Source organism: Streptomyces sp. NBC_00078, assembly GCF_026343335.1.
GTDB lineage: Bacteria > Actinomycetota > Actinomycetes > Streptomycetales > Streptomycetaceae > Streptomyces.
In genome coordinates this window covers 3,461,947-3,473,007 of the sequence record NZ_JAPELX010000001.1, presented here as the reverse complement: position 1 = coordinate 3,473,007, position 11,061 = coordinate 3,461,947, and the positions used below count along the sequence as shown (strand labels likewise).

Annotated in this window: 10 protein-coding genes; 6 read left to right on the top strand and 4 right to left on the bottom strand. The window is 70.4% G+C overall.

What is annotated here, in order from left to right:
• Positions 1 to 4: 4 nt before the first annotated feature.
• Positions 5 to 499: an Lrp/AsnC family transcriptional regulator gene (locus OOK07_RS16220; RefSeq protein ID WP_266801959.1), complete on the bottom strand. Its 495-nt coding sequence runs from the start codon at positions 497 to 499 to the stop codon at positions 5 to 7.
• Between the two features lie 129 nt (positions 500 to 628).
• Here OOK07_RS16220 and hppD point away from each other — a divergent pair, with 129 nt between their 5' ends.
• Both hppD and OOK07_RS16210 read left to right on the top strand, forming a co-directional pair.
• Positions 629 to 1,774 (top strand): 4-hydroxyphenylpyruvate dioxygenase, encoded by a 1,146-nt coding sequence (gene hppD / locus OOK07_RS16215; protein WP_266797123.1) that lies wholly within the window; start codon positions 629 to 631, stop codon positions 1,772 to 1,774.
• Between the two features lie 66 nt (positions 1,775 to 1,840).
• A complete protein-coding gene (locus OOK07_RS16210; protein ID WP_266680858.1) occupies positions 1,841 to 2,023 on the top strand; it encodes a nitrile hydratase subunit alpha in 183 nt (60 codons plus the stop codon).
• Here OOK07_RS16210 and OOK07_RS16205 read toward each other — a convergent pair.
• Entirely contained in the window at positions 2,006 to 3,523 is a 1,518-nt protein-coding gene (locus OOK07_RS16205) for a tetratricopeptide repeat protein (protein WP_266797121.1), read from the bottom strand. The genes OOK07_RS16210 and OOK07_RS16205 overlap by 18 nt on opposite strands.
• A 92-nt stretch (positions 3,524 to 3,615) precedes the next feature.
• Here OOK07_RS16205 and OOK07_RS16200 point away from each other — a divergent pair, with 92 nt between their 5' ends.
• Positions 3,616 to 5,031, top strand: coding sequence for an FAD-binding oxidoreductase (locus OOK07_RS16200; RefSeq protein ID WP_266797120.1), 1,416 nt, complete (start codon positions 3,616 to 3,618; stop codon positions 5,029 to 5,031).
• A gap of 16 nt (positions 5,032 to 5,047) precedes the next feature.
• Here OOK07_RS16200 and OOK07_RS16195 read toward each other — a convergent pair whose 3' ends face one another.
• Complete coding sequence (locus tag OOK07_RS16195) at positions 5,048 to 5,461, bottom strand: SsgA family sporulation/cell division regulator (RefSeq protein ID WP_266680852.1); 414 nt, start codon at positions 5,459 to 5,461, stop codon at positions 5,048 to 5,050.
• A gap of 243 nt (positions 5,462 to 5,704) precedes the next feature.
• Here OOK07_RS16195 and OOK07_RS16190 point away from each other — a divergent pair, with 243 nt between their 5' ends.
• Both OOK07_RS16190 and OOK07_RS16185 read left to right on the top strand, forming a co-directional pair.
• Complete coding sequence (locus OOK07_RS16190) at positions 5,705 to 7,258, top strand: RDD family protein (RefSeq protein ID WP_266680850.1); 1,554 nt, start codon at positions 5,705 to 5,707, stop codon at positions 7,256 to 7,258.
• Between the two features lie 89 nt (positions 7,259 to 7,347).
• Complete coding sequence (locus OOK07_RS16185) at positions 7,348 to 7,995, top strand: RDD family protein (RefSeq protein ID WP_266797117.1); 648 nt, start codon at positions 7,348 to 7,350, stop codon at positions 7,993 to 7,995.
• 35 nt (positions 7,996 to 8,030) lie between these two features.
• Here the strand turns inward: OOK07_RS16185 and OOK07_RS16180 are convergent, their stop codons facing one another.
• Positions 8,031 to 8,306, bottom strand: a complete 276-nt coding sequence (locus OOK07_RS16180; protein ID WP_266680846.1) for a hypothetical protein — start codon at positions 8,304 to 8,306, stop codon at positions 8,031 to 8,033.
• A 335-nt stretch (positions 8,307 to 8,641) separates the two neighbouring features.
• Between OOK07_RS16180 and OOK07_RS16175 the strand changes: the two genes are divergently transcribed.
• On the top strand, positions 8,642 to 10,999 hold the full coding sequence (locus OOK07_RS16175; RefSeq protein ID WP_266680844.1) for an immune inhibitor A domain-containing protein: 2,358 nt from the start codon (positions 8,642 to 8,644) through the stop codon (positions 10,997 to 10,999).
• Positions 11,000 to 11,061: the final 62 nt, after the last annotated feature.

Genomic DNA, 11,061 nt, shown 5'->3' with positions numbered 1-11,061 from the left:
ACCGTCACTCTCCTGAGGCCCGATCCTCCGGACTGGCCCTGGCCGCCTGCTCCACCAGCGGGATGATCCGCAGCGGAACGGGGTTCTCCATCACGATCGCGGTGGCGGCCCGGACAATGCCATCAAAACCGACAACCCGGTCGATGACCCGCTGGAGATCGGCGTTGGAGCGGGCCACCAGCCGGCACAGCATGTCCCCGCTGCCGGTGGTGGTGTGCAGCTCCAGCACCTCGGGGACGGTCGCCAAGTGCGCCCGTACGTCGGGCCCTTGGCCCTGCCGGATCTGGAGGGTGGCGAAGGCGGTGACGGGGTATCCGAGGGCGGCCGGGTCCACCTGCGGGCCGAATCCGCGGATGACGCCATTCGACTGAAGCCGGTCCAGCCGCGCCTGCACCGTCCCGCGGGCCACCCCGAGCCGCCGCGACATCTCCAGCACCCCGATCCGCGGCTCCCGTGCCAGCAGCACGATGATCCTGCCGTCCAACTGGTCGATCGCCACGTCAGCCTCCTCGGTGGGGTTGGTCATCCTGTACAGAAAGGCCGGTAGTACGCGCCTTCGACTGAACAGATTGCCCAGCAAAAACCCAGACTATTGCGCACCTTGCGGTGCAGGACCAGGCTGGCGGCTATGACGCAGACCACACACCACACTCCCGACACCGCCCGGCAGGCCGACCCCTTCCCGGTCAAGGGAATGGACGCGGTCGTCTTCGCCGTGGGCAACGCCAAGCAGGCGGCGCACTACTACTCCACCGCCTTCGGCATGCAGCTGGTCGCCTACTCGGGACCGGAGAACGGCAGCCGCGAGACCGCGAGCTACGTCCTCGAGAACGGTTCGGCGCGCTTCGTCCTCACCTCCGTCATCAAGCCCCACACCACCTGGGGCACCTTCCTCGCGCAGCACGTGGCCGAGCACGGCGACGGCGTCGTCGACCTCGCCATCGAGGTCCCGGACGCCCGTGCCGCGTACGCCTACGCGATCGAGCACGGCGCCCGGTCGGTCGCCGAGCCGTACGAGCTGAAGGACGAGCACGGCACGGTCGTCCTCGCCGCGATCGCCACCTACGGCGAGACGCGCCACACCCTCGTCGACCGCTCCGGCTACGACGGCCCCTACCTCCCCGGCTTCGCCGCCGCCGAGCCGATCGTCGCGCCGCCCGCCCACCGCACCTTCCAGGCCGTCGACCACTGTGTCGGCAACGTCGAGCTCGGCCGGATGAACGAGTGGGTCGGCTTCTACAACAAGGTCATGGGCTTCACGAACATGAAGGAGTTCGTGGGCGACGACATCGCGACCGAGTACAGCGCCCTGATGTCGAAGGTCGTGGCCGACGGCACGCTCAAGGTCAAGTTCCCGATCAACGAGCCCGCCATCGCCAAGAAGAAGTCCCAGATCGACGAGTACCTGGAGTTCTACGGCGGAGCGGGCGTCCAGCACATCGCGCTCAACACGGGCGACATCGTCGAGACGGTACGGACGATGCGCGCGGCCGGCGTGCAGTTCCTGAACACCCCGGACTCGTACTACGACACTCTCGGCGAGTGGGTCGGCGACACCCGCGTGCCGGTGGAGACCCTGCGCGAGCTGAAGATCCTCGCCGACCGCGACGAGGACGGCTATCTCCTGCAGATCTTCACCAAGCCGGTCCAGGACCGCCCGACCGTCTTCTTCGAGATCATCGAGCGGCACGGCTCGATGGGCTTCGGCAAGGGCAACTTCAAGGCCCTGTTCGAGGCGATCGAGCGGGAACAGGAGAAGCGCGGAAACCTGTGAGGCCGACAGCAGCCGGGTGCGGCCCGTGCCCGGGGCTGGTACAAGTCCGAGGCCTGCCGTTCCCGCATGGTCCGCGAACCCCGGGCCGCGCCGGCCGAGTTCGCCCTCGAACCGCCCGACACGACGGAGATCACCGTGTGGGACTCCAGCGCGGAGACGCGGTACATGGTGCTGCCGCGCCGCTTCCGGAGGGCACGGACGGCCCGGGGGAGGAACAGCCGGCCGCACTCGTCACCCGTAACGCGCTGACCGGAACCGCGGCGGTGTGACCCCGCGCGCCTTCTGGGCAGCCTTGTTGTCCTCGTCGTCCGAGGGCACCGGGGCTGCCGTGGGCACCGGCTCGTCCGGCGGCTCACCCAGCGCCGCGAGCGCCTGCTTCGCGAGCGGCACCGCGAGCGGCGAGAAGTACGGATTGATGCGCATCGCCTCCTGGAGATGCCGGCGCGCGGGCCCGGCCAGCCCCGACTCCTGCTCGATCATGCCCCGGTGATACGAGTACAGGGCACTGCGGACGCCGCCCCCGTGCGCCTGGTCCGTCGCCGCGGTCGCGAACTTCAGCGCCTCCTTGTCGTCCCCGGCCCGGTGCAGCGCCCAGCCCAGCGCGTCGGCCACCGGGATGCCCGGCTGCCGCTGCCACTCGGCGCGCAGCCGGCGTACGGCCGCCTGCGGATCCCCGTGGTCCGCCTCGAAGGCACCGAGTACCAGGTCGTCGTCCACGCCGGCCGCCGTCTCGTCCATCACCCGGGTCCGCAGCAGGTCGTACTCCACCCTGGCGGCCTGCCCCAGCCCCAGTGACTCGTACAACTCGCCCAGTTCCAGGGCATATTGGGGGCACGGCTGCTTGTCGAGTGCCACCCGGTAGGCGTTCAGGGCCTCCGTCGTGCGGCCCTCGGCCGCCAGCGTCCGCCCCTGCCCGGCCTGCGCGGCCCGCTGGTCGGGGTCGAGCCGCACCGCCTCCTGGAAGCGCCGCAGAGCCTCCTCCAGGTCCCCGCGCTCCCAGGCCAGCTGCCCGGCCCGCTCCAGATACGCCGCCTGCTCGGCGGGCCCGCCGGCGCCCGCCGCCGCGTCGGTCAGGGCGGCCGCCGCGTCCTCGCGCCAGCCCCGGTCGCGGTAGACACCGGCGGCCCGCGCCCGCACGGCCGCCCCGGAGCGCAACGTCAGCAGCCGGTCCAGGGTCCGCTTGGTCGCCTTGTAGTCGCCGAGCCCGGTGTAGGCGTCGATCAGCAGCGGATACGTCGTCCACCGCTTCGGTTCGAGCTTCAGCGCCGCCTCGCCCCAGGTCCGCGCGGCCCGGAAGTCCCGGCGGGCGTTCGCCAGCGCCGCCATGCCGTCCAGCGCCGCGGTGTTCCCCTTCGGCCGCACCGTCATGGACGTACGCAGCGCTTTGTCGGCCCGCGGATAGTTCGTCGCGTCGGCCGTACGCCGCCCCTGCTCGACGTAGGCCGCGCCGAGCACCGCCCACGTCAGCGAGTCCTTGGGATGGGTCCGCAGCCGGGCCTCGCGTTCGTCGATCAGCACCGCGAGGTCGGGCAGCGAGGCCGGCACCCCCGAGGTGACCGCCGTCAGCGCCTGCGCTCCCGGCGCCGGTACCGCCGCCGGCCGCGGCGCGGTCCGCTCCCAGGGCCACAGCGCCACCGCCCCGCCGAGCACGGCACACCCCGCGACGGCGGCGACCAGTACCCGCCGTCCGCCGAGGCCTGCCCCCGTGCCCCCGCGCGCCCGCCCGCCGGCCTCCGCTTGCTTCTCCATGGCGATCACTGTGCGTCAATACGACGAGCACATCCCGGCATACGTCCAGCGCCGTAGACGGGGTTCACACCGATGGCCCCGGGTGCGACGCTGTGATCATGAGCCGTATCGAAGCGCGTCGCGAGGAGGACACCGCAGTGACCAGCAACCTCGTCGACCGTCTGCTGGGCGGTCTGCCCGCCGAGGCCGTCCTGACCGACCCGGATGTCACGGCCTCGTACACCAACGACATGGCGAGCTTCTGCCCGGCCGGTGCCCCGGCGGTGGTCGTGCTGCCGCGTACGGTCGAGGAAGTCCAGCACGTCATGCGCATCGCCACCGAGCTGCGCGTCCCGGTCGTCCCGCAGGGCGCCCGCACCGGCCTGTCCGGCGGCGCCAACACGTCCGAGGGCTGCGTCGCGCTGTCCCTGACGAAGATGGACCGGATCCTTGAGATCAACCCCGTCGACCGCATCGCCGTGGTCGAACCCGGCGTCATCAACGCGACCCTCTCCCGCGCGGTCGGCGAGCACGGCCTGTACTACCCGCCGGACCCCTCCAGCTGGGAGATGTGCACGATCGGCGGCAACATCGGGACGGCCTCTGGCGGCCTGTGCTGCGTGAAGTACGGGGTCACCGCCGAGTACGTGCTCGGACTGGAGGTGGTGCTGGCCGACGGCCGGCTCATGTCCACCGGCCGCCGTACGGCCAAGGGCGTCGCCGGGTACGACCTCACGCGCCTGTTCGTCGGCTCCGAGGGCTCGCTCGGCATCGTCGTACGGGCGATCCTGGCCCTGAGGCCGCAGCCGCCGCAACAGCTCGTGCTGGCGGCCGAGTTCGCGTCCGGCGCCGCCGCCTGCGACGCGGTGTGCCGGATCATGGCGGGCGGCCACGTGCCCTCGCTCCTTGAGCTGATGGACCGCACGACGGTGAGGGCGGTCAACGACCTGGCGCACATGGGACTCCCGGAGACCACTCAGGCCCTGCTCCTGGCGGCCTTCGACACCCCGGACCCCGCCTCCGACCTCGCCGCCGTCGGCGCGCTGTGCGAGGCGGCGGGCGCCACCCAGGTGGTCCCCGCCGACGACTTCGCCGAGTCCGAACTCCTGCTCCAGGCGCGGCGGTTGTCCCTCACCGCACTCGAATCCGTCAGCGGCACCACGATGATCGACGACGTGTGCGTACCCCGCTCCAGGCTCGGCGAGATGCTCGAAGGCACCGAGCGGATCGCCGAGAAGTACCAGCTCACCATCGGGGTCGTCGCACACGCCGGCGACGGAAACACCCATCCCACGGTCTGCTTCGACGCCGCCGACCCCGACGAGTCCCGGCGCGCCCGCGAGTCCTTCGACGAGATCATGGCCCTCGGCCTGGAGCTCGGCGGCACGATCACCGGCGAACACGGAGTCGGGGTCCTCAAGAAGGAGTGGCTGGCGCGCGAGATCGGCCCGGTGGGGATGGAGATGCAGCGGGCCGTCAAACAGGTCTTCGACCCGCTGGGCATCCTGAATCCGGGCAAGCTGTTCTGATCCGGCCCCGCTGAGGTCACTGGGCGAGAAGCTGGTCGAGCGCGTCGTCGATCCCCAGCTGCTCGCCCTCAGTCCCCGGGGGCACCACCCGCAGCGTCCGCTCCAGCCAGGCGGACACCTGGGCGGCCGGTGCTTCCAGCAGGGCGTCACCGTCGGGTGAACTCAGCGCCATCAGGACGACGCTGCGCCCCTCCGACTTGCTCGGCCACACCCGTACGTCCCCGGTCCCGCACGGCCGGAACACCCCCTCCACCAGCAGATCGCGGGAGAACGTCCAGTACACGGGGTTCTCGGAGTTGGTGTGGAAGGTGACGTGGACGGCGTACGGGTCGTCGGTGCGGTAGCTCAGCCGGGCCGGGACCGGGACGCTGCGTTCCGGCGACAGGATCAGCCTGAGTTCCAGTTCTCGTTCCACCACGGTGTAGTGCATGGCGTGCGGTTCCTCTCTCGGGCAGGTGTACGGGGCCCTGCGGCGGGTCCGTACGAGTGGAGAGAGCGGGGGGTGCCCGACCATTACGCGGGTTGGGAGAACTTTTTTTCCGAAGGTGTGAAGCCGGTGCGCGAGGTTGCCCGGAAAGGGGTGGGTAGTAAGGGACTGGCGGTGGGGGTTGCGCCGGTCTGATAGATGTGGAGACCCCTCTATTGACCCCCGAGCAGATACGGGACGACGGACATGAGCGCCCCAACCCCGGCCCCCGGTGACGACAGGCCACGCGAAGGGTATTACCCGGACCCGTCCATTCCTGGATATGTCCGGTACTGGAACGGCGCGTCCTGGGTCCCGGGCACCAGCCGCCCGGCGCCGGCGGACGGTGTGCCGCTCGCCCCGCCGTCCGGTTCCGGTTCCGGCCCGGCTCCGGTCGAGGAGACGGGTCCCCACTTCTTCGACGAGGACCCCCAGCCCCGGCCGTCTCCGTCCGACGCCCAGCACGGCAGCCGCCCCGAACCCGCGTCCGCCTGGAGCGCCGACCGCTCCCGGCAGTCCGGCTTCGGCGGCGACCAGGACCGCCGCGTGTCCTGGGGCTCCCCGCCGGCCGCGGACCCGCGCCTCCCCGCCGACCCGCCGTCCCAGCCGGCCGGCCAGGCGTCCCGCGCGGACGGCACGGCGACGATCCCGCCCGCCCACACGGGCGCGGACGACGTGGTCTCCGGCGGCACCTTCGTGTTCCGCAGGCCGACGAACCCCGGGGGAGCGGGCGCGGCGGGTGCAGGAGGCTCCGCAGGCACGGGCACTCCCGGCATCCCCGGTCCCGGTGGTCCCGTGGGCGACGAGGGGACGATGACGTTCCGCGCGCTCTCCCCGCGCACGGGAGGGCAGGGCGGGGCGCACACGGGGGACACGGACAGGCCCGGCTTCGGCGCGGGCAAGGCGGCCGCCGACCGCGCCGCCGCGACGCAGGCGTCGCCCCCCGCCGCCGCTCCGGCGCCGACCCCGCTCTCGGGCCCTCAGCAGGCCTCTGGGACGGTCCCTCCGCAGACCGGCGGCGCCCGGCCCGCCGCGGCCGGCCAGAACCCCGTAGCCCAGAGCCCCGTAGCCCAGAGCCCCGTAGGCCAGGGCCCTGTAGCCCAGTCTCCCGGCGGGCAGCCGCCCGTCTCCGCCCCCATGGCCAGCGGCGCCGGCGGTGGTCAGCCCTCGTGGGCGCAGCAGGTGCACCGGCTCGCGGGCGCCGACGAGGACCAGCCCGTCGTCCCCTGGAAGCCGCCCGTCGAGGACGTCTTCCAGGCGGCCGCCCGGCGCCAGTCCGAGGCGCGCCCCGCGGGCCTCGGCAGAAGGCTGGTCGCCCGGCTGCTGGACACGGTCGTCCTCGCGGGCGTGACCGCGGTGGCCGCCGTACCGCTGGGCACCAAGGCGCTCGACCACGTCAACGAGAAGATCGACGCGGCCAAGCTCTCCGGCGAGACCGTGACCGTCTGGCTGCTGGACGGCACGACGGCGGTGTACCTGGGCGTCATCCTGGCCGTACTGCTCGTCTTCGGCGTCCTCTACGAGGTGCTGCCCACCGCCAGGTGGGGCCGCACCCTGGGCAAGAAACTGCTGGGTCTGGAGGTGCGGGACATTCACGCACACGAGCCCCCGTCCTTCGGCGGAGCGCTGCGCCGCTGGCTCGTGTACAGCGTGCCCGGTCTGCTCGTCGTCGGTGTCGTGGGGGTCGCGTGGTGCCTGTTCGACCGCCCGTGGCACCAGTGCTGGCACGACAAGGCCGCGGGTACGTTCGTAGCGGGCTGACCGCATACGTCGTACGCACCGGCTGATTCGGTACTCCGGACGGCCGTCCGCCGGATGCGGAGCCGGGGGGAACGCGGTCCACTCATGCCATGAGCACCGATCCGCCCCCCGCTTCCGGCCAACCGCCGGAAGACGACCCGTTCAGGAAGCAGCCCCCGCCTGGCCAGGGGTCGGGCTCCCCGTACGACGCGCCCGAAGGCGGTCAGCAGCCGCCGCCCTACGGCGGCGCTCCCCACGGCGGCAGTGACCCCTACGGCGGCGGTTCGTACCCCACCGACCCGCTCGCCGGCATGCCTCCGCTCGCGGCGAGCGGCCGGCGCACGCTGGCCCGGATCATCGACATGATCCTCGTGGGCATCGTCGTCTGGCTGATCACCTGGCCGCTCGATGTGCACGAGTACAGCGTGAACGGCAACCACATCGAGTACGGGAAGTCGTTCGCGCAGTCCCTCGTCGCCGCCGTGCTCTACATCGGCTACGACACCGTCATGATCAGCAAGTCGGGACAGACGCTCGGCAAGAAGTGGCTGAACATGCGGGTGGCCAACCTCGACAACGGCTCCACCCCCTCCGTGCAGACCAACCTGGCCCGCGCGGCGGTGCTGTGGATCCCGTTCGCGTTCTGCTGCGCGTGCATCTGGACCGCGATCTCGGGCGGCTGGAGCTACTTCGACCGGCCCTACAAGCAGGGCCTGCACGACAAGGCCGCCAAGACGGTGGTCGTCAGCACGCGTTGAGGCGAGCGGGCGTCAGCACCCACGAACGAGGCGGCTCAGGAAGCCGCCCGCTCATGCACCGGCTCGGACGCCACCGCGGCGACCGCGGCCGGTACGGGCGTTTCCTGTTCCGCCGGCTGCCGCACGGCGACGATCCTGGGCCTGGGCTGCGGGGCCGTCATGGCGACCAGGAGTCCGAGGGCGAGTGCAGCGAAGGCGATGACCGCGATCCCCACGCCCGAAGTCGTCTGTGACAGCAGCAGCATGGCGAGCGTCGAGAAGATCACGGTGCAGGAACCGTAGACGAGCTGGGCGGGCGTCGGACGAGGCATGGCAATCGTGTCCTCGGAAGTGGGGGTCCACTGGGGGCGTCGGCCTGGCTTTCCGCCGATACCGGGGCAGTCCGCCAATCGACTCTAATCGCGTGCATGCCCGACTGGAACGAACAGTAAGCGTGACCTAACCAACAGTGCCGGTGCACAGGGGGCGCACGGAGTCATGGCGTCCAGCACGTGGACGCGTGAACGCGCCCGTGGGGGGTGTCCGCAAACCGGATCTCGCATCCGCATAGTGCACTTGTTCTGCACAAGTCAAGGTCTGTTTTTTCTTACCGTCCTCTAGTCAAATTACGTCACTTGACTTGTCACCTTGACCAAGAGGATCTCAAGTGACCTTTAGACCCTGGACGTTCAGAGCAACCGCGGTCGGTGTCGCGCTCGCGGCGGCCACCGCCACGTTCTCGACGTTCGCCGTGGCTCAGGCCGCAGACCCGGCCAAGTCCGCCACCATCGACCGCCATGACCCGGCGGCGATCGAGAGCACGCAGAAGCACGACCTCGACGGTCCGCTCTCCAGGACCCAGGAGGCCCAGCGCCAGGAGGCCCTGAACCAGGTCATATCCGGCAAGGCCCAGGTCGAGGACCGTCACGGTTCGCAGGTCGTCCAGCTCAAGAGCAAAAAGGGCGACACCAAGTACGTGGAGCTGGGCCGGGAGAAGACCGACAAGATCTTCACGATCCTGGTCGAGTTCGGCGACAAGACGGACCCCGCCTACGGCGGCACGGCGGGCCCCGCGCACAACCAGATAGCCAAGCCCGACCGCAAGAAGGACAACTCGACGGCCTGGCAGGCGGACTACAACCAGAAGCACTTCCAGGACCTCTACTTCGGCACCGGCAAGAACACCGAGTCGATGAAGAAGTTCTACGAGAAGCAGTCCTCGGGCCGCTACTCGGTGGACGGCGAGGTCGCCGACTGGGTCAAGGTCCCCTACAACGAGGCCCGTTACGGCAACAACGCCTGCGGCTCCACCAACTGCCCGAGCGTGTGGAACGTCGTCAGCGACGGCGTCACCGCCTGGGCCGCCGGGCAGAAGGCGGCCGGCAGGTCCGACGCCGACATCAAGAAGGACCTGGCGAAGTTCGACCAGTGGGACCGCTACGACTACGACGGCGACGGCAACTTCAACGAGCCCGACGGCTACATCGACCACTTCCAGATCGTGCACGCCGGTGAGGACGAGTCCGCTGGCGGCGGCGTCCAGGGAACCGACGCTATCTGGGCGCACCGCTGGTACGCGTTCGGCAGCGACGCGGGTGCCACCGGCCCGACGGGCAACAAGCTGGGCGGCGCGCAGATCGGCGACTCCGGCATCTGGGTCGGCGACTACACCATCCAGCCGGAGAACGGCGGACTCGGCGTCTTCGCCCACGAGTACGGCCACGACCTGGGCCTGCCGGACCACTACGACACCACCGGCGCCGGCGACAACTCCACCGGTTTCTGGACGCTGATGTCCTCCGGCTCGTGGCTCGGCCGGGGCAAGGACGCCATCGGCGATCTGCCCGGCAGCTTCAGCGCCTGGGACAAGCTCCAGCTGGGCTGGCTGAACTACGGCACGGCGAAGGCCGCGACGAAGTCGAAGCACACGCTGGGCGTCTCCGCCTACAACACCAAGAACAAGCAGGCCCTGGTGGTTTCGCTGCCCGACAAGGCGGTCACCACCGACATCGTCAGCCCGGCGCAGGGCACGGCCCAGTGGTGGAGCGGCAGCGGCAACGACCTCAAGAACACCCTGACCCGCTCGGTCGACCTCACCGGCAAGTCGGCGGCGACGCTGACCCTCGACGGCTACTACGACATCGAGGCGAACTACGACTACCTCTACGCCGAGGCCTCGACCGACGGCGGCGCCAACTGGACCGCGCTCGACGGCACGGTGGACGGCCAGGCCATCCCGCGCGACGGCAGCGACAAGCCCGCGCTGACGGGCACGGCCGACGGCTACAAGAAGCTGTCGTACTCGCTCGACGCCTACGCGGGCAAGAAGATCGGCCTGCGCTTCCGCTACCAGACCGACAGCGGTGTGGCCCAGAAGGGCTTCGCGGCCGACGAGATCACGGTGACCGCGGACGGCACGGCGCTCTTCTCCGACAACGCCGAGGCCGCCGACGCCGCGTGGACCGCCACCGGCTTCTCCCGCATCGGCGCGTCCTTCACCAAGGACTACAAGCAGTACTACATCGCCGAGAACCGCCAGTACGTGTCGTACGACAAGACCCTCAAGGTCGGCCCGTACAACTTCGGCTTCTCGACGACCCGTCCGGACTGGGTGGAGCACTACCCGTACCAGAACGGCCTGTTGATCTGGAAGTGGGACACCTCGCAGCAGGACAACAACACCAGCCAGCACCCCGGTGCCGGCCTGGTCCTGCCGATCGACGCCCACCCGGCCGCGCTGAAGTGGTCCGACGGCACGCTGATGCGCGGCCGCGTCCAGGCCTACGACTCGCCGTTCAGCATGTACAGCACGGACGGCATCACGCTGCACAACGCGGACGTCGCGACCAGGATCAGGTCGTCGAAGGGTGTGCCGGTCTTCAACGACCACACGAGCACCTACTACGACGAGTCGGACCCGCTGGCAGGCGTCCGCGTCACTGACACCAACACCAAGATCAAGATCGTCCGGGAGGCCAAGGACGGCTCGACGATCAAGGTCGAGGTGGGCCGCGCAGTGAAGTAGTCGGCATTTCTGCAGGTCAGAAGCGTATCGGCGGTGACCCCCTGGCGGGTCGCCGCCGATCG